Annotated in this window: 19 protein-coding genes; 7 read left to right on the top strand and 12 right to left on the bottom strand. The window is 73.1% G+C overall.

Annotated elements, in window-relative coordinates:
• Nucleotides 1-20: 20 nt before the first annotated feature.
• Nucleotides 21-746 carry a lysophospholipid acyltransferase family protein gene (locus ABZ261_RS09495; protein ID WP_356857053.1) on the bottom strand — a complete coding sequence of 242 codons (726 nt, stop codon included), beginning with the start codon at nucleotides 744-746 and terminating at the stop codon, nucleotides 21-23.
• 118 nt (nucleotides 747-864) lie between these two features.
• A complete protein-coding gene (locus tag ABZ261_RS09490; protein WP_356857051.1) occupies nucleotides 865-1389 on the bottom strand; it encodes a helix-turn-helix domain-containing protein in 525 nt (174 codons plus the stop codon).
• A gap of 87 nt (nucleotides 1390-1476) precedes the next feature.
• Here ABZ261_RS09490 and ABZ261_RS09485 point away from each other — a divergent pair, with 87 nt between their 5' ends.
• From ABZ261_RS09485 to ABZ261_RS09475, 3 genes are all read left to right on the top strand, one after another.
• The gene (locus tag ABZ261_RS09485) at nucleotides 1477-2703 is read left to right on the top strand and encodes an MFS transporter (RefSeq protein WP_356857049.1); all 1227 of its coding nucleotides are present in this window, start codon (nucleotides 1477-1479) and stop codon (nucleotides 2701-2703) included.
• A 324-nt stretch (nucleotides 2704-3027) separates the two neighbouring features.
• A complete protein-coding gene (locus ABZ261_RS09480; protein WP_356857047.1) occupies nucleotides 3028-3198 on the top strand; it encodes a hypothetical protein in 171 nt (56 codons plus the stop codon).
• A gap of 434 nt (nucleotides 3199-3632) precedes the next feature.
• Nucleotides 3633-5501, top strand: a complete 1869-nt coding sequence (locus tag ABZ261_RS09475; protein ID WP_356857045.1) for a glycoside hydrolase family 76 protein — start codon at nucleotides 3633-3635, stop codon at nucleotides 5499-5501.
• A gap of 497 nt (nucleotides 5502-5998) precedes the next feature.
• Here the strand turns inward: ABZ261_RS09475 and ABZ261_RS09470 are convergent, their stop codons facing one another.
• Entirely contained in the window at nucleotides 5999-6244 is a 246-nt protein-coding gene (locus ABZ261_RS09470) for a DUF5133 domain-containing protein (RefSeq protein WP_356857043.1), read from the bottom strand.
• Nucleotides 6245-6604: 360 nt separating this feature from the next.
• Between ABZ261_RS09470 and ABZ261_RS09465 the strand changes: the two genes are divergently transcribed.
• From ABZ261_RS09465 to ABZ261_RS09455, 3 genes are all read left to right on the top strand, one after another.
• Nucleotides 6605-7399, top strand: a complete 795-nt coding sequence (locus tag ABZ261_RS09465; protein WP_356857041.1) for a thaumatin family protein — start codon at nucleotides 6605-6607, stop codon at nucleotides 7397-7399.
• A 14-nt stretch (nucleotides 7400-7413) separates the two neighbouring features.
• Nucleotides 7414-8250 carry a glycoside hydrolase family protein gene (locus ABZ261_RS09460; RefSeq protein WP_356857039.1) on the top strand — a complete coding sequence of 279 codons (837 nt, stop codon included), beginning with the start codon at nucleotides 7414-7416 and terminating at the stop codon, nucleotides 8248-8250.
• A gap of 218 nt (nucleotides 8251-8468) precedes the next feature.
• On the top strand, nucleotides 8469-9152 hold the full coding sequence (locus tag ABZ261_RS09455; RefSeq protein WP_356857037.1) for an NAD(P)H-dependent oxidoreductase: 684 nt from the start codon (nucleotides 8469-8471) through the stop codon (nucleotides 9150-9152).
• Nucleotides 9153-9191: 39 nt separating this feature from the next.
• Here the strand turns inward: ABZ261_RS09455 and ABZ261_RS09450 are convergent, their stop codons facing one another.
• The 9 genes from ABZ261_RS09450 to ABZ261_RS09410 form a co-directional block, all read right to left on the bottom strand.
• Complete coding sequence (locus tag ABZ261_RS09450) at nucleotides 9192-10913, bottom strand: SpoIIE family protein phosphatase (RefSeq protein WP_356857035.1); 1722 nt, start codon at nucleotides 10911-10913, stop codon at nucleotides 9192-9194.
• Nucleotides 10914-11933: 1020 nt separating this feature from the next.
• A complete protein-coding gene (rocD, locus tag ABZ261_RS09445; RefSeq protein ID WP_356857033.1) occupies nucleotides 11934-13151 on the bottom strand; it encodes an ornithine--oxo-acid transaminase in 1218 nt (405 codons plus the stop codon).
• On the bottom strand, nucleotides 13151-13960 hold the full coding sequence (ddaH, locus tag ABZ261_RS09440) for a dimethylargininase (RefSeq protein WP_356857031.1): 810 nt from the start codon (nucleotides 13958-13960) through the stop codon (nucleotides 13151-13153). Before ddaH ends, rocD begins: the two co-directional genes overlap by 1 nt.
• 152 nt (nucleotides 13961-14112) lie before the next feature.
• A complete protein-coding gene (locus ABZ261_RS09435; RefSeq protein WP_356857029.1) occupies nucleotides 14113-14598 on the bottom strand; it encodes an Lrp/AsnC family transcriptional regulator in 486 nt (161 codons plus the stop codon).
• A gap of 37 nt (nucleotides 14599-14635) precedes the next feature.
• Entirely contained in the window at nucleotides 14636-14803 is a 168-nt protein-coding gene (locus ABZ261_RS09430) for a hypothetical protein (RefSeq protein WP_356857027.1), read from the bottom strand.
• A gap of 173 nt (nucleotides 14804-14976) precedes the next feature.
• Nucleotides 14977-15927: a cytochrome c oxidase assembly protein gene (locus tag ABZ261_RS09425; RefSeq protein ID WP_356857025.1), complete on the bottom strand. Its 951-nt coding sequence runs from the start codon at nucleotides 15925-15927 to the stop codon at nucleotides 14977-14979.
• Nucleotides 15928-16081: 154 nt separating this feature from the next.
• Nucleotides 16082-17107, bottom strand: a complete 1026-nt coding sequence (locus tag ABZ261_RS09420; RefSeq protein WP_356857023.1) for a 6-phosphofructokinase — start codon at nucleotides 17105-17107, stop codon at nucleotides 16082-16084.
• 200 nt (nucleotides 17108-17307) lie between these two features.
• A complete protein-coding gene (locus tag ABZ261_RS09415) occupies nucleotides 17308-18036 on the bottom strand; it encodes a glutamine amidotransferase (RefSeq protein WP_356857021.1) in 729 nt (242 codons plus the stop codon).
• A gap of 21 nt (nucleotides 18037-18057) precedes the next feature.
• Nucleotides 18058-19296 carry a MurT ligase domain-containing protein gene (locus tag ABZ261_RS09410; protein ID WP_356857019.1) on the bottom strand — a complete coding sequence of 413 codons (1239 nt, stop codon included), beginning with the start codon at nucleotides 19294-19296 and terminating at the stop codon, nucleotides 18058-18060.
• Between the two features lie 152 nt (nucleotides 19297-19448).
• Between ABZ261_RS09410 and def the strand changes: the two genes are divergently transcribed.
• Complete coding sequence (gene def, locus ABZ261_RS09405; RefSeq protein WP_356857017.1) at nucleotides 19449-19988, top strand: peptide deformylase; 540 nt, start codon at nucleotides 19449-19451, stop codon at nucleotides 19986-19988.
• The last annotated feature ends 25 nt before the right edge of the window (nucleotides 19989-20013 follow it).

Raw genomic sequence — 20013 nt, 5'->3', positions numbered from 1 at the left:
CCCCTCGGTGGGGGCACGGGTCAACTGAGCGGCGCCCGCGGGAACCTGCGCTCCCTCGCGCCTTTCGCGGCCGCCTGACGCTCCTTGACATCGGCCGCGTACTCGTCGACGTACTCCTGGCCGGAGAGCGCGAGGATCGCGTACATGATCTCGTCGGTGGCGGCCCGCAGCACGGTCTTCTCGTTCTCCATCCCGGCGTAGCGCGAGAAGTCGAGGGGCTCGCCGAAGCGGATGGTGATCGGACGGATCCTCGGCACCACCTTGCCGGGCGGCTGCGCCTCGAACGTGCCGATCATCGCGCAGGGCACGACCGGGGCCCCGGCCTTCAGCGCCATCACCGCCACGCCCACCTTGCCCTTGTACAGCCTGCCGTCGTGCGAGCGGGTGCCCTCCGGGTAGATGCCCAGCAGTTCGCCCCGACCCAGCACCTTGAGCCCCTCGCGCACCGCCGCCTGACCGGCCTCCTTGCCGGAGCGGTCCACCGGGATCTGGCCGGCGCTGCGGAAGAAGAACGCGGTGAGCCGGCCCTTCAGCCCGGGGCCGGTGAAGTACTCCGCCTTGGCCAGGAAGGTGATGCGCCGTTTCAGGATCGCCGGCATCAGGAAATGGTCGGAGAAGGACAGGTGGTTGCCGGCGATGATCGCCGCCCCCGACGCGGGCACGTGCTCCAGTCCCTCGATCCGCGGCCGGAAGACCAGCCTGAGCACAGGTCCCAGGACCACGTACTTGAGCAGGTAGTAGAACACGGCTCGCTCCTCACTCTGCCGGCTCCCCTTCGAACCGGCGTCTCCCCGGCGCAGCCCGGGGAGCACGGATATCGGCTGATGTTCACCTGCCGTCATCTGTAACCACGTTCCGGCGGTCTCATGCTGACCCTCCGGCCGGGTCGGCTGACGGGCAGTCGGCCGCCGGGGCCGCCCGGCGCCGTTCGCCGCCGGTCTTCTGCACGTGAGTGGTGTCGGCGTCGACGAGGGCGCCGTCGGCGCCGGTCGGCTTGATCTCCGGCACCCGGGCGCCGTGCCGGTCGACCAGTGTGGAGTGCGGCTCGCCGGGTTCGAAGGCGTGGCGCTCCCCCCACTGGCGGAGGGTGAGCAGGACCGGGAACAGGTCGCGGCCGGCGTCGGTGAGGACGTACTGCCGCCGGCGGCCCGAGGGCGCGGTCCGCTGGGTCAGGACTCCGTGGGCGGTGAGCCTGCGCAGGCGGTCGGTGAGGATGTTGCGGGCGATGCCGGTCCGTCGCTGGAACTCGGTGAAGGACCGTGCCCCGTCCATCGCATCCCGGACGACCAGGAGGCTCCACCGGTCACCGACGAGGTCGAGCGCGCGGGCTACCGGGCAGTCGGGATCGGTCCAGGCAGGGCTCGAAGAGCCCGTGGAGGGGCGCGGCATGACACCTCCCGATGAGTTGCACAGTGAGACCATCATGCCCTACGGTCGAATTGGTTTCAGATTGCTACTCATCTCCTCAGGGGCGTGATGGACGTCGGGCGACGGTTACTCCTCGCGACCGTGTGCGGTGTCGCGGTAGCGAGCGTCTACGCCGCGCAGACAGTGCTGGCGTCCATGGGAGACAGCCTGGGGGTGTCCGCACGGCACTCCGGGTGGATCGTCTCGACCGGCCAGATCGGCTATCTGGCCGGTCTCGTGCTGTTGGTGCCGCTCGGCGACGTGGTCGCCGACAGGCGTCGGCTCATCGCGGTGCACATGGCCGCCACCGCGGCAGGCCTGTTCCTCACGGCTGCGGCTTCGGCTGCGTGGGCGGCCTTCGCCGGGCTCGCGCTGGCCGGAATGTTCGCTGTCGTGGTGCAGACCACGGTGGCCTACGCCGCGTCGGTCTCGCCGCCCGCCGAGCGCGGACGCACCATCGGTGTCGTGACGTCGGGCGTGGTGGTGGGCATCCTGGGCGCGCGGTTCGTCACCGGCGTGCTCGCGCAGGTGTGGGGCTGGCCGAGCGTGTACGCCGTGCTCGGTGTGCTCGCCGCCGCCCTCGCCGCCCTGGTGCTGCGCGCGCTGCCGCCCGACGACGGATCTCGCCGGCCGGCGGGCTACCGGCAGGCCGTCGTCTCGTTCGGCGCGCTGTTCGGGCAGCGTCTCTTCCTGACGCGCGGTCTCATCGCGTTCTTCCTCTTCGCATCGTTCGGCACCCTGTGGAGCGGGCTGTCCCTGCCGCTGGCGAACGCGCCGTGGCACCTGAGCGAGAGCCGGATCGGACTGTTCGGCATCGCCGGACTCGCCGGCGCACTGGGCGCGGCGCGTGCGGGACGGTGGGCGGACGCAGGACGGGCGGTCCCGGTCACCGGCCTCGCGCTGGCCCTGCTCATCGCCTCCTGGGCCGCGACCGCGCAGCTGTCCTGGTCGCTGTGGCTGCTCGTCATCGGCATCGTGGCGCTCGACTTCGCGGTCCAGGTCGTGCACGTGAGCAACCAGCACCTGCTGACCACCGTGCATCCGGAGCGCACGAGCAGCGTCATCGGCGGCTACATGGTCTTCTACTCCCTCGGCTCAGCCCTCGGCGCGGCCGCCACCACCTCCGTCCTCACCTCGCACGGCTGGGCCGCCTCCAGCCTCCTCGGGGCCGGGTTCGCGACCTGTGCGCTGATCGTCTGGGCAACCGACGCACGCCGGCGCTCCAGGACGTCGCAGGCCGGTTCCGAGGCGGCGGACGCACACCGCGGCGAGAAGGAGAAGCAGAGGAGCGACTGACCCCGCACCCGGCACGGCGCGTCTGTCGAAGTGCTGGTGCACCCGTCGGCGATCAGGGGCGGGCTCATCGGTCACCGCAGGTGCGTGAAGCAGTGGCGCCGAGGCGCGGCGCTTCCCCCTTCGAACGGCCGGGTGAACGGCCGGGTGCCGCACTGTCAGCGGCACCCCATAGGGTGCCGGACATGGCCCGCTCCTGGACGCTGTTGCGCACGCACCTCGGTACGCCGCCGGCCCGCTCGCCGTCCCGGACCGGCCTCACCCCCGCATCTGTAAGCTCCCCGCACCGGCCGACGGCCGCCCACCAGTAGAAAGCAGACCGTACGCGTGTTCCAGGAAACCCCCATCTTCAGCCGCCTCGTCGCCGAGCGCGGCAACATCGTCGCCGAGGTACGCGGTGAAGCCGACCGTATACGCCGCGACCTGGCACGGGTGATGCCCTGGGCAGTCTCGTCCGACGTGCCTGTGCACCCCTCGCAGGACCGGCCCAGAGGGTGAGGGTGCGGGCGTCGCCTGTCCCCTCCGTGCCGTGACCCGGCAGGCCGTGCACGGGCGCCGGCCGGTGCCCGTGCACGGCCACCGGCTTCCGGACCGGCGACGGGCCCGCGCCGCCGCCACACCGGGATCGTCGTACTGACCCCCGGTCACATCCCCGGCGGCCCTGACGGCGAGAAACCACTCCTCGGGCCCACTGGAACACCGGTGCCGCCGGCGACTTCCGTCTGAGGCATGGACATGACCGCGTGGCGGTGGTGTCATCCGCTCAGCGCGTTCCCCTGCACCGTCGAAACGAAGGCCGCCCGCCGGCAACCCGGCCCGGACCTGAGCCACGTCCGGACCAGCCGCGGCGCCCCGGCCGACCCTCGGGCGCCTCGGCGCGGCCGGCGACGTCCCACAGCTTTCCCCCGCAGCCTGCGCGAGGAGGACCAGCCGTGTCCGTCCGTCCCCTGCCGAGACTCCTGCTGGTGCTGGCGTTGGTCCCCCTGCTGCTCGCCGCGGGCCGGATCCGGGCGCCGGAAGCCGCCGCGCCACGCCCCCTGGCGCCGGCCGCGGTCTGCTCCCTGCACTGCGACGCGACGGACCCGTCGCGGGCCACCCAGGAGACCTTCCCGGTGGCCGAGGTGAACGTCAACGGCCGTCTGCTGCGGCTGCACGTCGATGACGCCGCGGGGATGGCCTGGGCCAGCATCGACCGTGGCAGGCCGGACGACGCCGTCTGGCTGGACCGCTCCTGGGACGGTGGCGCCACCTGGGAGGGACTGCTGGGGAAGGCCGCCGTCCCGGCGACCCGGACCGGTGCCCGCACGCTCATGTACAACCTCTACGACCCCGGCGCCCACCGGCGCGGCCTGCTGCGCGCCTGCGGGGACGCCCAGGGCGTGACCTGCACCGCGTGGGCGCACACGGCGGTCTGCGCACCGGTCTGCGACGGCACGGGCACCGCCCCCGGCGACACCCGGCCGGTGGCCCCCACCGAGCTCGCCGGACGGACCGTCGCACTGCACGCCGACAGCGCCGGGAGGGTCTGGGCGACCCTGGCAGGCGGCCGGGCGGGCGACGAGGTCTGGCTGGACCGGTCCTGGAACGGCGGCGAGAGCTGGCCCGACGGATCCTCGCTCGGCCGGCTGCCGGTGCCCGCCGGGGCGACCGGTACCGGTACCGCGCGGTTCAACGCCACGGACCCGCTGGGCCGCCTCTACGGCGGCGCAGTGCGGGCCTGCGGCCGTGCGGTGGAGGGCCAGAACGGCAGCTGCACCGCCTGGGCCCGGCCGGTGACCACCCGCTCGGCCGCGGCAGCCGACGCGCTGATGTACTCCTACGACCCCACCACGGCCTACTGGCCCTCCAGTTGGTGGAACTCCGCGGTGGCACTGACCACCGTCATCGACTACCTGAGGAAGAGCGGCGACACGCGGTACACCTGGATCGTCGACCGCACCTTCCGCACCAACCGGGTGGCCTTTCCGGCCGGGGCGCGCAGTTCCGACCCCATCGAGGGACACTTCATCAGCCGCGCCACCGACGACAGCGAATGGTGGGCACTGGCCTGGATCGACGCCTACGACCTCACCCACGACCGCCGCTACCTCGACGAGGCCGTCACCATCGCGGACTACGTCAGCGGATACTGGGACACCGGAAGGTGCGGTGGCGGAGTGTGGTGGGACCGCGAGCGGACGTACAAGAACGCCGTCACCACCACGCTGTACGTCCGTCTCACCGCCGCGCTGCACAACCGGCTGGCCAGCGACACCGTCTGGCTCCACCGGGCCACCACCGCCTGGAACTGGTTCCTCGGCAGCGGCCTGGTCAACGCCTCCGGCCTGGTCAACGACGGGCTGACCCGCGACTGCGCCAACAACGGCCAGACCGTCTGGAGCTACAACCAGGGTCTGGCGATCGGCGCCGCGGTGGAGATCCGGCGGGCGACCGGCAGTGCCGCCGCGCTCGCCGCCGCCCGCCGCCTCGCCGACGCAGCCCTCGCTTCACCCGCGCTGGTGAGCAGCGGCATCCTCACCGAGTCCTGCGACGCACCGGCTTCGGGCCCCTCGGACTGCGACGACAACGCCAAGCAGTTCAAAGGCATCTTCATGCGGTACCTCCAGGACCTGAACTCCGCCACCGGCAACGCCTACCTCGCCTTCGCCGCCACCCAGGCCGACAGTGTCTGGTCCGCCGCCCGCGACAGCCTCAACCGCCTCGGTCAACGCTGGTCCGGCGGCGGCACCACCGACCACCCCGACATCCGGGACTGGCGCACCCAGGCCTCCGCCCTGAGCGCGCTGCTGGCAGCCGGCTGATCCGGCGAGCGAGCCTCGGCCGTCACCCTCCGCGAGCGCGACGCCCCGGTCCGGCCGTCCCGGCGCGGTGGTGGCCCGTTCGGTGGGGAGGTCCGGACGGTCGCCGACCGTCGTGGGGAGCGGCGATGTGGCCGCGGATGTCGTCGGGTACCTGGCCGACGGCCGCAAGCCGGTCGTCCAGTGCAAGAAGTATGCGCCGCGCCGGAGTGTGTCCGCACCGGAGTGTGTCCTCGCGGGACATGCGGACGTTCGTCGGTACCGCCCGCCGCGAGCACAGGGCCGACGTCGCCTTCTTCGTCACCACCGCGCATCCGGACACCTTGCTCCCGCTGAACGGAAGCGGCGGCGGTGCCGGGCGGCGCCCCTCCGCTCGACCGGGACAGCGGCCCCTGGACCACGTCGGCGGATCCGGCCCGTCCCTGCCGGCCCGCCGAGCCGCGTGGCGTCGGCCGCCGTCCCGCGTCCTTCGCCCCCGCGGTCCCGCGGAGCCGGTCCGGTCAGGCGGCCAGGATCTGGGGCGCCTCGGTCGACGGGCGACGGTCCGCCCGCATCCGGTCCAGCAGAGCGTCGGCCGCGGCGAGGGCCTCGTCCACCGACGGGGTGCCGGTCATGACGCACAGCGTGTACGAGGCGTCTTCCAGTTCGCGGCTCGACTGGCCGGTCGGCTGCAGATCATGGCGGAAACGAGCCTCGGCAAAGCGGGCCAGCACCGCACGCAGTTCCTTCTCCGCAGGCAGCAACACTGCGACAACCTCTCTCGAAGGCGGCCGGGGCACGGGCCCGCGCCGCCGGACGGCACCCGGTGGAAAGGGGAGAGGAAGCTTCCTCCGAGACTCGTCTGCCCCCGCCGGGACGCTGTATGCACGAGGGCCGCCCCCTCGCCGACACCCCTGCCCGCATGTCCGGAAGCAATCGGCGATCGGTCCGGACCATTGACACGGAAGGCGGGTGTCGGTGTCATAGGCGGCTGTCGGCTCCGGGTCGACCGAGGGTTCGGTTGGTGACGACTGGACCAAATGCGCGCACGACAACGATGTCGGACGCTCTCGGCCGTCCGGCCCGCCGGCCCCACCCCCCACTCACAGGCTTTCCACGGAGGAGCCGTGCGCAAGATCCTGACGACCCTCGCCGCGGCGGCGGCCGCCGTCCTGGTGGCGGTGACGCCGCACACCGGCGCGGCGGCCGGCGCCGACCCCACCCCGGTGTCCCGTTCGGCGGCTCCGGCGGCGGCCGCCGCGACCGCCCACACGGTCACGTTCGTCAACCACACCGGACGCACGGTGTGGGTCGGCAGCACCGTCAACGCCGACGGCTCCAAGCAGCTCACCGGGCTGCCGGTGCTGCAGCCGGACCAGTCGGCGACCATCACCGTCCCCGAGACGTCCGATCCCGGCCACTGGCGCGGCAAGTTCTTCGCCCGCATGGGCTGCAGCGGCACCTCGGGCAGCGACTTCCACTGCCGGCTCGGCGACTGCGGCAAGTACGCCGACCACTGCGAGACCGGTGAACAGCCGGTCAGTCTGGCGGAGTTCAACTTCGACACCGCCGACGGCCTGGCCCCCTGGTACGACGTCAGCTACGTCAACGCCTTCTCGGTGCCCATCACCATCACTCCGGTCAACGTCGGCCCCGGCGGCGGCGGTTGCGCCGCGATGGGCTGCTCGGAGAACCTGCTGCCGCTGTGTCCGGCCGAGAATCTGACCCGGTGGCCCGACGGCAAGCCGATGCTGTGCACCAACCCCAACAGGGACGCCAAGACCGCCTACAGCAACATGGTCGCCTCGCACTGCCCGAAGGCCTACGCCTGGTCGCGGCACGACCAGGAGCCCGGCAACCAGGTGATGCAGCAGTGCAGTTCGTGCAGCGGCTTCACCGTCGAGTTCCACGCCGGCGCGTGAGGGGAGCGACCACCGTGCGCAGGATACGCGTCATCACCGTTCTGCTGGCGCTGCTGGCCGCCCTCGCCGCCACCGGCACGGCCGGCGCCGCCACCGACGCCCCGGCCGCCGCGGACGCGGTCAAGAAGAAGGGCGTCAGCGCGTGGAACTTCCCCGGCGTCACCGACGCGCTGCGGGACTCGGGCTCCGGCTGGTTCTACACGTGGGCGTCGGACCCCCAGCAGATCACCGCCCCGCCCGGGGTGGAGTTCGTTCCCATGATCTGGGGCGCCGGCTCCGTGACCGACGCCGAACTGAGCCGGGCCAAGCAGCAGGGCACCACGCTGCTCGGCTTCAACGAGCCCGACATGCCCGGGCAGGCCAATATGACCGTGGAGCAGGCTCTCGACCTGTGGCCCCGGCTGCAGTCCACCGGCCTGCGGCTCGGCGCCCCCGCGGTCGCCTACGGCGGGGACACCCCCGGCGGCTGGCTCGACCGCTTCATGCAGGGCGCCTCCGCCCGCGGCTACCGGGTGGACTTCATCCCGGTGCACTGGTACGGCGCCGACTTCGACCCGGCGCGCGCCACCGGCCAGCTGCGGTCGTACCTGCAGGCGGTGTACGACCGGTACCACAAGCCGGTCTGGCTCACCGAGTACGCCCTGACCGACTTCTCCTCCGGCACCCCGCGCTACCCGAGCCGGGCCCAGCAGGCGGAGTTCGTCCGGCAGTCCACCGCCATGCTCGGGCAGCTCTCGTTCGTCGAGCGCTACGCGTGGTTCACGCTGTCCACCAGCCGCGGTGACGGCACGGGCCTGTACGACGGCTCGGCCGCGAACGAGGTGGGCGCCGCCTACCGCGGGGTCGGCTGACGCTCGTCACCGCCTTCCCGGCCCACCGCCCAGGCGCCCCACCAGGACGCGACGCCGCCACTCCTGCCCTTCCGGGAGTGGCGGCGTCGCGTCGTACCGGCGGCGGGCGCCGTGGCGGTGAGGGGGGCGTCCGCCCCGGGGCGGACGGGTGTGCAGGCCGGGACGGCGGCGCCCCAGCCGCTAATTGACGTATCGCAATACGTCGATATGATGCTGGCATGTCGAATCTCGATGTCGCTCCCACCGCTCTGATCGTCCACGCTCACCCCGAGCCGCTCTCCTTCAGCACCGCCCAGATGACCACCGCCGCCCAGACCCTGCGCGAGGCCGGGTACCGGGTCGACGTCCTCGACCTCTACGCCGAGGGATGGGCCCCGGTCCTCGGCCGCGAGGAGTTCGCACCGGTGGACGGCCCGTTCAAGCCGCAGGCCGAGCAGATGCGCGCGGTCGAGGAGGGGACGCTCGACGCGGCCGTCAGGGCCCATCTCGACCGGCTTCTCGCCGCTGACCTGCTCGTGCTGTCGTTCCCGATGTGGTGGTTCTCGCTGCCCGCCGTCCTGAAGGGATGGGTGGACCGGGTCTTCGTGATGGGTGCCGTCTTCGGCGGGAAGCACGGGCTCTTCGGCGACGCGGCGCTCGCCGGGAAACGAGCGATGCTGCTGTTCACGACGGGCGGGCCCGCCGACTCGTTCCGGCCCGGCGGCGCCTTCGGCCCGATGGACGACTTCCTGTACCACATCCACCGCGGGATGCTGGAGTTCGTCGGCTTCCAGGTCCTCGACCCGGTGATCACCTATGGGCCGGCCCGCATGACCGACCGGGAACGGACGGCCGCCCTGGAGGCGGTCAGGGAGTCCGTCGCGCGCGTCGCGGCGGCGGATTACCCCGCCCCCGTGCGCTGACCCAGGCCCGTGCCGTGCCGGGCGGGGCGGCGGCGCCGTCTACCGGGCCCGTGCGGGCGTGCGCAGCACCAGCAGGGCGACGTCGTCGAGGCCGGGCGGGTGCACGCGGCGCAGGAGCTCGTCCGTGAACGACTCCAGCGGGCGGTGGGCGAGGGCGGCGGCGTGCTGGCGGAGCCGGTCCAGCCCCTCGTCGAGGGTGTGGCCCGGCGCCTCGATCATGCCGTCCGTGTACAGCAGCAGGGTCGAGCCGGGAGGCAGCACGACCGTGGCATCGGGCCGGGGTGTGAGCACTCCGGTGCCCAGCAGGAGCGCGTGCCCGTCGGTGAGGTACTGCGCCAGGCCGTCACGGCTGACCAGGAGGGGCGGCGGGTGCCCGGCGTTGGTCCAGGACAGCTCCCAGTACCCGCTGTCGTTCCGGATCACCCGGGCGAGGACGAGGGTGGCCATCGCGACGTCGGTGATGGGCATGATCGCCTCGTCCAGCCGTTCGACGATACGGCTGGGGGGCTCCTCCTGGGCCCAGGCGTAGGCGCGGAGCATGTTGCGCAGCTGGGCCATGCCCGCGGCGGCCTCCAGGTCGTGGCCGACGACGTCCCCGATGGCCAGGGCGGTGGCGCCGTCGGACAGGGTGAAGGCGTCGTACCAGTCGCCGCCGACCTGCGAGGCGTCGGGGGCGGGCAGATAGCGGACCGTCATCTGCAGCCCGGGCACCTGCGGCACCTGCGGCAGCAGATGGTTCTGCATGGTCTCGGCGACCTTGCGCTGACGCTGGTAGAGGCGGGCGTTGTCCAGGGCCAGCCCCGCACGGCGGGCGATGTCCTCGATCAGCGGCAGGTCGGCCATGGTGAAGTCGCCGGGCTTCCCGGCGCGTCCCAGGGTGAGCGCACCCAGGACCTCACGGGCCGTGCGGATCGGGGCGATCGCGGCCGAGTGGATGCCGGTGGCGTCGAACAGCCGGCGCTGCTCTACCGCGATGCCGGAGTCCGGTGACCGGTGGTAGGTCTCGGGGCCGGCCAGGGTGGAGGCCACGCCGCGCAGCGCCCGGGACAGCGGCATCGGGGACTCCTCCGGGACCGGCGGCATCGGCCCCTGGAGATCCTCGTGGTGCACCAGCTTGTCGCCGTCGGCCTGGACCACGGCGGTGCGCCACACCTCGTCGCGTTCGGTGATCAGGTCGATGACGGCCCAGTCCGCCAGCCGGGGCAGGACCAGGCTCACCAGTCTGTGCAGCGCCTCGTCCACGTCCAGGGTGGAGGTCAGCCGGGTGGTGGTCTCCGCCAGCAGGGCCAGCCGCTCCAGTTCGCTCAGCGACTCGGCGGCCTGCCGCGGGGGGCGGGCGGCGCCGGACGGCTGCTCGGGGATGTGGAAGACGACGAGCGTGCCGTCCCGGTGGTCGGCGACGGCGTAGGGGGTGATCAGCCAGGACACCGTCAGCAGGGAACCGTCGGGGCGCGCGAAGTAGTCCTCGGCGGACTGGGCCGGGCGCCCGGCGTGGAACGCCGGACGCATGGTGCACCGGCTGGTGGGCAGCGGGTCGCCCTCGGGCCCGCGGTGCAGCAGGTCGTGGGCGTCATGGCCGACGAGTTCCTCGGCGCTCCGGCCCAGCAGGTGTTCGGCGCGGCGGTTGACGGCGATGATGCGGCCTTCTTCGTCCACGACGTACGCACCCGCCCCTATGGCCTCCAGGGCGTCCGGGAGCCGGGCAGGAGGCGCTGCCGGGAACTGCCGCCGATCGCCGGCTGTGTGCTCCGGTTCCGCCATGTCCTCGCCTCCTGGCTCGTCGCGCCGCCGCGGCCGTGACGTGCGCTCGTCCGCACGCCTGGTTGCCGTATGCCCCGTCGCGGGGCAACCTCGCGCGCCGTCCGGCGGCACGGACGGTTCCGGCGCCGCCCGGCGAGGCAGTGACCGAGTTCCCCGCCACCGCGGCCGGATCCCGCCCGGCGGCGCCTTCCTGGCGGCTCACGGGCGGGCCGCGCCGCAAGGAGGGAGCGTGCCTGCGCGCCCGTGCGACCGGACAGCGACGCGCTCCCGCCCGCCGGTCACGTCCTGCCACCGTACGAGGGCGCCGATGACCGTATCGCGCCGCACCCCGCGCGACCGCCCCGGAGGCGGCGTCGCGCGCTGCTCGTGCCGGCGGTGCCGGCCGGGGTGCTCGGGGCGCACGCTCCGGCGCCGGGCGGAGGCATGCCCGGCGGCGGCATGCGGCACACGGGGCACGCCCCGGCCGCGCACGGCGCCGTGGTGATCGCGCCGGAGGAGTGCCCGGGCGGCGACGGTCACCGCGGGGGCCGGCGGCTGCACCACGTCGGCCCCGGCCGCGCCCGGGGCGCGGTGGACGGCGGCCCCCGGCTGCCGGCGCCCGCCCCGGCGGCCCGCCCCCTTGCCGCACCGGGCCCGCTTCCCTCCGGCGGCGGCTCCCGAGGGCGCCCGTGGGCCGCCCGGCCTGGCCGGACCGCGGCTCCTGCGGGTCCGGAGGCCGCCAGGGCCGCACGCCCCGCCGTACGCGGGCGCCGCGGTGACCGTCCTCGCCCTGGCCGCCCACGGCGGCACCGGGAGCGAGCACCACGGCGCAGAGCACCACGGCGGCGCGTCCGCCGTCCCGGCGGGCGGGCTTCCTCGGCCCACGTGAAGGAGCGCGCCGCGCGCATCGAGAAGGCGCAGAACCCCGGGATCAGGCGGATGAGGCGGCTTCTCGGCACCGGCCGAGCACGAGTCGGGCAGGAGCTGAGCAGGGGCTGAACCGCGGGGCGGGGGCCGCCGCCGGCCCCCGCCCCTGCCCGCTCAGGCCAGCACCCTCTCCAGGGCCGCCAGCGCGGAGCGCAGTTCCTCCGCCGTGACGGTCAGCGGCGGGGCCAGCCGGATCGTGGACCCGTGGGTGTCCTTGACCAGGATGCCCTCGCGCATCAGGCGCTCACTGATCTCGCGCCCGGTGCCGAGGGCCGGGTCCACGTCCACGCCGGCCCACAGCCCGCGCGAGCGGAAACCGGTGACGCCCTTGCCGGCCAGCTCGGTCAGCCCGTCCCGCAGGACCACCCCCAGCTCGGCCGCCCGGCGCTGGAACTCGCCGGTCTCCAGCAGCTCGACCACGGCCGTGCCGACCGCCGCCGCCAGCGGGTTGCCGCCGAACGTCGAGCCGTGCTCGCCCGGATGCAGCACGCCCAGCACGTCGCGCCGGCCCACCACCGCCGACACCGGCACGATGCCGCCGCCGAGCGCCTTGCCCAGCAGCACCACGTCCGGGACGACGTCCTCGTGCTCGACGGCGAGGGTGCGGCCGGTGCGGCCGAGGCCCGACTGGATCTCGTCCGCGATAAACAGGCAGCCCTTGCGGCGGGTCAGCTCGCGGACCCCGGCCAGATAGCCGTCGTCCGGGACGATCACGCCCGCCTCGCCCTGGACGGGCTCGATGAGCACGGCCGCCGTCGTGTCGTCGACCGCCGCCTCCAGCGCGGCCAGGTCGTTGTACGGCACGATCCGGAAACCGGGCGTGAACGGGCCGAACCCGGCGCGGGCCGTCTCGTCCGTGGAGAAGCTGACGATGGTCGTCGTGCGGCCGTGGAAGTTGTCCGCGGCGACCACGATCGTCGCCTGCCCGTCCGGGACGCCCTTCACGTCGTACGCCCACTTCCGGGCGACCTTCACGCCGCTCTCCACCGCCTCCGCGCCGGTGTTCATCGGCAGCACCATGTCCAGACCGGTCAGCTCCGCCAGCCGCTCCGCGAACTCGGCCAGCCGGTCGTTGTGGAAGGCGCGGGAGGTGAGGGTGAGCCGGTCGAGCTGGCGGTGCGCGGCCTCGATCAGCGCCGGGTGCCGGTGGCCGAAGTTGAGGGCCGAGTAACCGGCCAGCATGTCGAGGTAGCGGTTGCCCTCGACGTCCTCCACCCACGCGCCCTCCGCCCGGGCCACCACCACGGGCAGCGGGTGGTAGTTGTGCGCGAGGACCGGCTCCTCGGCGCGGATCAGGTCGGCGGACGTACGGGTGCGCGCGGGTGCGGTCATCAGCGGATCTCCTGGGTGCAGCACTTGATGCCACCGCCGGCCTTGTGGAACTCCGACAGGTCGACGGGGACGGGGACGTAGCCGTGTCCGGCGAGACGCTCGGCCAGCGCCTCGGCCCTGGGCGCGATGAAGACGTGCCGGCCGTCCGAGACGGAGTTCAGGCCGAACGCCATCGCGTCCTCGCGGGTGGCGAGCACCGCGTCCGGATACAGGCGCCGGAGGACCTCCCGGCTGCCCGGCGAGAACGCCTCCGGGTAGTAGCAGATGTTGTCGTCGTCCAGGACGAACAGCGCCGTGTCCAGGTGGTAGAAGTACGGGTCCACCAGGGTCAGGCCGATCACCGGGTGGCCGAGGAACTCCTGCGCCTCCCGGTGCGCCTCGCGGGTGGTGCGGAACCCGGTGCCGGCGAGCACGTACCGGCCCGTCCACACCAGGTCCCCCTCGCCCTCGGACACCGACTCCGGGCGGTGGACGTCGTAGCCGGACGCCTTGAACCAGGTGTCGTAGTGCTCCGACTCCGGGCGCCGCTCCGGGGCGTGGAACAGGGAGCCGAAGACCCGCCCGTCGACGACGAACGCGGCGTTCGCGGCGAACACCATGTCGGGCAGCCCGGGGACCGGCTCGACGGCTTCGACGGTGTGGCCGTGGGCGCGGTAGGCGCGGATCAGCGCCTGCCACTGCTCCTGGGCCAGGTCGACGTCGACCGGCCTGTCGGGGTGCATCCAGGGATTGATCGCGTACTGGACGGCGAAGTGCCTGGGTTCGCAGACCAGGAACCGCCGGGGACGCGGCACACGGACATCGGGCACAGAGGGGTTCCTCCGGTTTCCTGTGTGTCACTGGGGGGTGACACCACGTTAAGAACCGAGGGAGGTGGCAGACAAGTGCTGTGAGCTGCGCACAAGCGCAGCATTGCTGCGTTGGTGTCGCGGGTCGCGCACGGATGCTGCGCGCTGCCGGGTCACTCCGGAGCCGGATGGGTGGCGCCCGCCTCCGGGCTTTCCGGGAGCAGGTGGGACAACACCATCACGCTGATCGTCTTCCGGATGAACGGCTCGGCGCGGATCCGCTCCAGCACCTCCTCGAAGTGCTCCACGTCCCGGGCCCGCACGTGCAGCAGCGCGTCGGCGCCGCCGGTCACCGTCATCGCCGCGGCGATCTCCGGATGGTTGCGGACGACCTCCGCCAGCCGCCGGGGCGGGGCAGCGCCCTCGCAGTACACCTCGACGTAGGCCTCCGTGCGCCAGCCCAGCGCCGAGGGCCGCACCGTCGCCGTGAACCCGGTGATCACCCCGGTCTCCCGCAGCCGGTCCACCCGCCGCTTGACCGCGGTCGCGGACAGCCCCACCGCCGCGCCGATCTCGGCGAAGCTGGTCCGGGCGTTGCCCATCAGCGCGGTGATGATCTGGCGGTCCAGCTCGTCGAAGGGGGGCGTCCTGCTGTTCATGCGGGCACTGTAGTGAACGGGCGCCCCCGCGACCGGCTCAGGGCCGGGTGAGGGCCATGGCGAGGGTCAGCAGGCCCAGCACCACCCATCCGAACCACAGCCAGCCGTTGCTGCCGAGCGCGACCGTGTAGGCGGTCACCACGACCAGCCCGCCGACCGTGAGCGCCCCCATCGCCTTGGTGGAACCCTGTCCGGAACCGTGCATCGCGGCAGCCTCCTCATGGTCCGTCCCCGACCATGGTGCCCCGGCCGCCGCCCGGGCGGCAGACGGCCGCACGGCCTGGCCGCCGCCGAGGCCGACGGCCCGTGCGGAACCGGCCCCGGCGCTCGGCCCTCGCCGGCGTTCAGCCCATGCGGGCGTTCAGCCCATGCGGACGCTCAGCCCTTGCGGGCGTTCAGCGAGGCGAGGTAGGCGTTGTAGGCCTCCAGCTCCCGGTCGCCGTCCCGGTCGGCGGCCCGGTCGCTGCGCTTGGCCTGCCGCTGCTCGGAGCCGTACCACTGGAACAGCAGCGCGATCAGCACCAGCACCGACGGGATCTCGCTGAACGCCCAGGCGATGCCGCCCGCCGCGCTCTGGTCGGACAGCGCGTCGATGCCGAGCGAGGACGGCGGGCGCCGGAACGTGTCGACCATCGGCGTCGACGCCATCATCAGCGCGATCCCGAAGAACGCGTGGAACGGCATGCCCGCGAACAGCTCCAGCATCCGCATCAGGTGCCCCGGCCGGTGCGGCCCCGGGTCGACGCCGATGATCGGCCAGAAGAACACCACACCGACCGCGAGGAAGTGCACCATCATCGCGGCGTGCCCGGTCCTGGAGCCCATCAGGAAGTCGAACAGCGGGGTGAAGTACAGGGCGTACAGGCTCGCGATGAACAACGGGATGGTGAACGCCGGATGGGTGACGACCCGCATGTACCGGCTGTGCAGCAGCATCAGCAGCAGCTCGCGCGGGCCCTTGCGGCCCCGGCCGGCGGTCGGCAGCGCGCGCAGCGCCAGCGTGACCGGGGCGCCCAGCAGGATCAGGATCGGCGAGAGCATGCTGATCACCATGTGCTGCACCATGTGCACGCTGAACATGACCATGCCGTAGTCGTTCAGCCGGGTGCACATCACCAGCGCGACGGTGAGCACACCGATGGCGTACGACACCGTGCGCGCCGCGGGCCACGCGTCCCCGCGCCGCCGCAGCCGCAGCACGCCCCACCCGTACAGGGCCAGCCCGGCCAGGCAGGCCACGAGGAAGAACGGATCCGCCGACCACTGGAGCCCCCGCCCCAGCGTGAACGGCGGCAGATCCGTCATCATGCCGTGCCCGCTGTGATCCATCCGCCGGCTCCTGTTTCATGGGGGTTGTGCGCGTCTGTCCGCCCCCAAGAGTAGAACCGCCCCCGGTCGCCTCTGCGACCGGGGGCGGCGACGCACCGGGGGCCGCGCAGGAGCCGTGACGCACCCGCGCCCGGCGGGTCAGCGCGGGCTCAGCTCACAGGACGCACTCCGCCTCGTCGTACCGCTCGGCCGGCACCGTCTTCAGGGTCTCCACGGCCTGGGCCAGCGACACCATGACGATGTCGGTCCCGCGCAGCGCCGTCATCATGCCGAACTCGCCGCGGTGCACCGCCTCCACCGCGTGCCAGCCGAAACGGGTCGCCAGCACCCTGTCGTACGCCGTCGGCGTGCCGCCCCGCTGGACGTGCCCGAGGATCACCGGCCGGGCCTCCTTGCCGAGCCGCTGCTCCAGCTCGACCGAGAGCTGCCGCGCGATCCCCGCGAAGCGCTCGTGGCCGTAGACGTCCTTGCCGCCCTCGTCGAACTCCATGGAGCCGGGCCTGGGCTTGGCCCCCTCCGCGGCCACGACGATCGCGAACCGCTTGCCCGCCGCGAACCGCTCGCCGACCTTCTTCGTCAGCTCCTCGATGTCGAACGGCCGCTCGGGCACGACGATGGCGTGGGCGCCGGCCGCCATGCCGGAGTGGAGCGCTATCCAGCCGGTGTGCCGCCCCATGACCTCGACGATCAGCACGCGCTGGTGGGACTCGGCGGTGGTCTTCAGCCGGTCCAGCGCCTCGGTGGCGACGCCCACCGCCGTGTCGAAGCCGAAGGTGACGTCCGTGGCGGCGATGTCGTTGTCGATGGTCTTGGGCACGCCCACGATGGGCAGGCCGTTGTCCGACAGCAGCCGGGCCGCCTTCAGCGTGCCCTCGCCGCCGATCGGGATGATCGCGTCCAGGCCGAGCTCCGCGACGTGGCCCCTGGCCCGCTCGACCCCGTCCCGCAGGTGCTCCGGGCGGACCCGGGAGGAGCCGAGAATGGTGCCGCCGCGCGCCAGGATGCCGCCCACGGCGTCCAGGTCGAGTTTGACGTAGTCGCACTCCAGGAGGCCCTTCCAGCCGTCCCGGAAACCGATGACCTCGTCGCCGTGGTCGGCGACGGCACGGTGCACGACGGACCGGATGACGGCGTTCAGGCCGGGGCAGTCGCCGCCGGACGTGAGGACACCAATGCGCATAGCCCGAATTACCTTCTCGACGTGGGCCGGGAGACCGGACCACGTTGTCCGGCGGATTCCCGGCCACCCTACCGGCGCGAGGGGGCGGCTCCACAGCGGGCGTCCGCCTGCTGGACGCACCCGCACATGTGAGCGGACGGACCGTCAGCCGGGCCCGCCGGGAGCCTGCCGGACCACGCCGGAAAGCGCGGGAGCGCCGCCTAGGCGGGCTGCTGAGCGGCCGCGATGCGCTCGTCGCGCAGGGCCTCGTACCAGCGGTCGTCGATCGGCGGCAGCGCGTTGACGTCGAGCGCCAGCTTCAGGAGCAGGTCGGCGATCTGCGGGTTGCGGGCGAGCACCGGCCCGTGCATGTACGTGCCGAACACCGTCCCGTTGTACGCGCCCTCGGTGCCGTCCCCGGTGCCGTTGCCCCGGCCGATCTTCACCCGGGCGAAGGGACGGGCGGTGGGCCCGAGGTGCGTGACGCCCTGGTGGTTCTCGAACCCGGTGAGCTGCGGCAGGCCGAGCTGCGGGTCGATGTCGGCCAGCACGTCGCCGACGCACCGCTCGCCCTCGCCGCGCACCGACACCACGTCGAGCAGGCCGAGGCCGGGCTCGCGCTGGCCGAGGTCGTTGATGAACTCGTGGCCGAGGATCTGGTAGCCCGCGCAGACGGAGAAGACGATCGCGCCGTTCTCCACCGCCCGCTGCAGATGGCCGTCCCGGCGCAGCCGCTCGGCGGCCAGCCGCTGCGGACGGTCCTCGCCGCCGCCGATGAGGTAGATGTCGCCGGAGGTGGGGACCGGCTGGTCGCTGCGCACGTCGAGCCGGGCCACGTCCAGGCCGCGCTGCCGGGCCCGGCGCTCCACGACGAGGGCGTTGCCCTGGTCGCCGTAGGTGCTCAGCAGGTCCGGGTAGATCCACACCAGCCGCAGTTGGTTGTCGCTCATGAGGTGATCGCCCTTCGAAGATCAGTTGCCGACGCGGCGGCGCAGGTCCTGGAACGCGGTGTAGTTCGCGATGACCTCGATCCGGCCCGGCGGGCACATCTGCACCGCCTGGTCGAGGTCGTCGCAGACCTGGAAGTGCTGGTCCGCGACCTCCAGGCGGACGGCGAGGTCCAGCTTCCGGTCGCCGATGACGAAGATCGGGTGGCCGGTCAGCCGCGTGTAGTCCACGTCCCACAGCCAGGAGGTGTCGGTGCCGTCGGCGGAGCGGGCGTTCACCGACAGGATCACCGGAGCGGGCGGCGGGTCGATGAGGGAGAACGTCTCCAGCCAGCCGGCCGGGTTCTTGGCCAGCAGCAGCCGCAGATCCCGGTTCTGGAACTGGACGACGTCGTACCGGCCGGCCACGGCCTGCACCTGGTACATCCGCTCCAGGGCGACCTGCGGCGGCACCCCGAAGACGGCGGCGACGGCCGCGGAGCTGGCCGCGTTCGCCTTGTTGGCGCGGCCCGGCAGCTGCAGCTGGATCGGCCAGGCGGACCCGTGCGGGTCGAGCACGTGGTCCCCGGACAGCGCCCAGCTCGGGGTGGGCCGGCGGAATCCGCACTCGCCGCAGAACCAGTCGTCGCCGGGGCGCTGCATGACGCCGCCGCACGACGGGCAGGACCAGGCGTCGTCCTTCCACATCTGACCGGCCGCGACCCAGATCACATTGGGGGACGAGGACGCGGCCCACACCACCAGCGGGTCGTCGCAGTTGGCGACGACGACCGCCTTGGAGCCGGCCAGGCCCTCACGCCAGTTCTCGGCGAGCATGCGGGTCTCCGCCGCGCGGTCGAGCTGGTCGCGGGAGAGGTTGAGCAGGGCGATGCACTTGGGGGCGGTGTCCCGCGCCACTCCGGCCAGGTACTTCTCGTCGACCTCGATGACCCCGAACTTCGCGTCCGAGCTGCCCGCCAGCGCCGACGTGATGCCGGCCGGCATGTTGGCGCCGAGCGCGTTCGACACGACGGGGCCCGCGGCCCGCAGCGCCTCGGCGATGAGCCGGGTGGTCGTGGTCTTGCCGTTGGTGGCGGAGACCAGGACGACGTCCAGGTTCTGGGCGAGCCGCCCGAGCAGGTCGGGGTCGAGTTTCAGCGCGACCCGGCCACCGATCACCGACCCGCTGCCGCGCCCCGCGGCGCGCGATGCCGCAGCGACCGCCTTGGCCGCGGTCACGGCCAGCTTGGCCCGCGGCGTGAGCGGGTCCGAGTTGCCTGCCATCAGTTCTCGATCCTCCTTGCGTACGCGCCGCGACTGGGGCCATCCGGCAGCGTGGTGTGAACCTCAGCCTATCGAGATCCGTTCGCACACCCGAATCCCGGCCCACGCCTTCGGCGGCGGGCTTGAGCTGAACGAACCGTACCCTTGCCGCCATGCGACACGGATCCATCCCGGGCGCCCGCGGGCGCGTCCGGCCCCTCACCCTGCTCGGCGACGCACGGCTGCGCGAGCCGTGCCGGGACGTCACCGACTTCGGCCCCGGGCTGGCCGCCCTCGTGGAGGACCTGTTCGCCACGATGTACGCGGCCCGGGGGGTGGGCCTGGCCGCGAATCAGATCGGCGTCGGTCTGCGGGTGTTCGTGTACGACTGTCCCGACGACGAGGACGTCCGTCACCTCGGCCACGTCGTCAACCCCCGCCTCGTGGAGACGGACGGCGTGGTGGTCCGCGGCCCCGAGGGGTGCCTGTCCCTGCCCGGGCTGGAAGCGGCGACGGAACGTCACGACCACGCGGTCGTGGAGGGCTTCACGGTCACCGGGGAGCCGGTCACCGTGCACGGCACCGGATTCTTCGCCAGGTGCCTGCAGCACGAGTGCGACCACCTGGCGGGGCGCGTGTACGCCGACCGCCTCACGGGCTGGCGCAAACGCCGGCTGATGCGGCAGATCTCCCGGGCTCCGTGGCACCGGTGACATCGGTCACGCGGGCCGCGGGGAG

Origin of the sequence: Streptomyces sp. NPDC006193 (assembly GCF_040613915.1) — a bacterium.
GTDB lineage: Bacteria > Actinomycetota > Actinomycetes > Streptomycetales > Streptomycetaceae > Streptomyces.
The sequence above is the reverse complement of the archived record's forward strand: the minus strand, read 5'-3'. Positions and strand labels throughout refer to the sequence as shown.